3 protein-coding genes are annotated in these 1,268 nt (G+C 50.0%); 2 read left to right on the forward strand and 1 reads right to left on the reverse strand.

Translation table 11 applies throughout. From position 1 onward, the window contains the following. Positions 1-134 precede the first annotated feature (134 nt). Complete coding sequence (locus GVK32_RS28635) at positions 135-356, reverse strand: hypothetical protein (RefSeq protein WP_159887080.1); 222 nt, start codon at positions 354-356, stop codon at positions 135-137. A gap of 132 nt (positions 357-488) precedes the next feature. Here GVK32_RS28635 and GVK32_RS28640 point away from each other — a divergent pair, with 132 nt between their 5' ends. After that, entirely contained in the window at positions 489-968 is a 480-nt protein-coding gene (locus tag GVK32_RS28640) for a hypothetical protein (RefSeq protein ID WP_200842955.1), read from the forward strand. Further along, positions 955-1,268: hypothetical protein (locus tag GVK32_RS28645; RefSeq protein ID WP_159874238.1), on the forward strand; the 314-nt coding region annotated here is incomplete at its 3' end. The genes GVK32_RS28640 and GVK32_RS28645, both read left to right, overlap by 14 nt.

Here is a 1,268-nt window from a genome sequence, read left to right on the forward strand (position 1 = left end):
GAGCAGACCCAAAAGGATATTGAGATGGCAAAAGCAGAGAAACGGCCATACATCCACGTTAAGACCAGAATACGTGATGGCCGTATTATTCGGGAGCTTATGTATGAGGATTTCTCCCGGGAAAAACCTGGCGATTAGTTACCAATAAATTGCTTGAGGTCTTCTTTTGCCTTTAAAACAGAAGGGTGCTGAAGAGAATCCATCTGGCGAAGAACTTCTCTTTTCGATTCCTCGCTTAACTGCCTGAAAATAAGACCTACGGCAACTTTAAGGCCAAGCACTTCATCAGCCACCTGATCGATGCCTGCTCTCTCTGCGCCGATTTTAAGTTGATACAAAAATTTATCGTTTCCCATAGATTTCCCCAAAGGATTGTTGAAGCAGCCAATCTCGGCATGCTCCAAGACAATATCTTTTGCGGATAACCAATGAAATCCTGATATTCGATCAGTGCCGCAGCCGCGGCTTTTTTTATGCCCGGAGGAAACGTGGCAACAGTTTCATACCCGGCACTCCTGCCGCTTCCCCAGCGTGCAAGCCAGAATATGACGCAGGATACCGGCTTCAAAACCACCAATCCTGCAGTAGGCCCAGCGGTCTTCACCCCAATCACTACCGATTTGAAAGCCACCTGGTCATTGACGTGGATTTTCACCCTGCAGCAGGCAGAGCGCTTCAAATCGTGGCTGCGGTCCCCAACTTATTGCGACAGCGGGCGTAAATGGTTCGATATGCCGGTGGATTTGGGTGATACGCAGGGCGTCCAGGTGCAGACACTGCACTTTACCAGCATGCCAGTGCAGACCAGTAAAAACGGCGGGATTGTTACCTGGACGGCGAACGTCATCAGTAATGGGCTGAAAGACCTTACTCAAGACTATGATGACTGGATCGTCGAGGCGCCAGAGAACTACGGTTACTGGCTCGACTATCTCATCACGGAGGTAATGCCTGATGCCAACACTTAGGGAGTGGAAGGAAAGGCGTCCGGCCTCAGACCTGAAACAGACGGTTATTTTTTATCATCCCTCCTTTGGGTATTACCGGCTGGTAAATAATCTCTTCCAGGAGGCAACGTTCGGTGGAAACGTTTATGAGCCCGCCCGGTTTGAGATAGTCGAGCCGGCTCAGGATGGTGAAGCGGTACTAAGCACAAAAATCAGCTTCGCCATGTTCACGCAGGATGTGAAAGGCGTGCTGAAAGGCTGGACTGGCGCAGCACGGATGATTCCGATCCAGTTCACGTACCAGATATGGGATCAGATAGG

It is taken from the genome of Klebsiella sp. 18074, from assembly GCF_902705905.1.
Taxonomy (GTDB): Bacteria; Pseudomonadota; Gammaproteobacteria; order Enterobacterales; family Enterobacteriaceae; genus Klebsiella; species Klebsiella terrigena.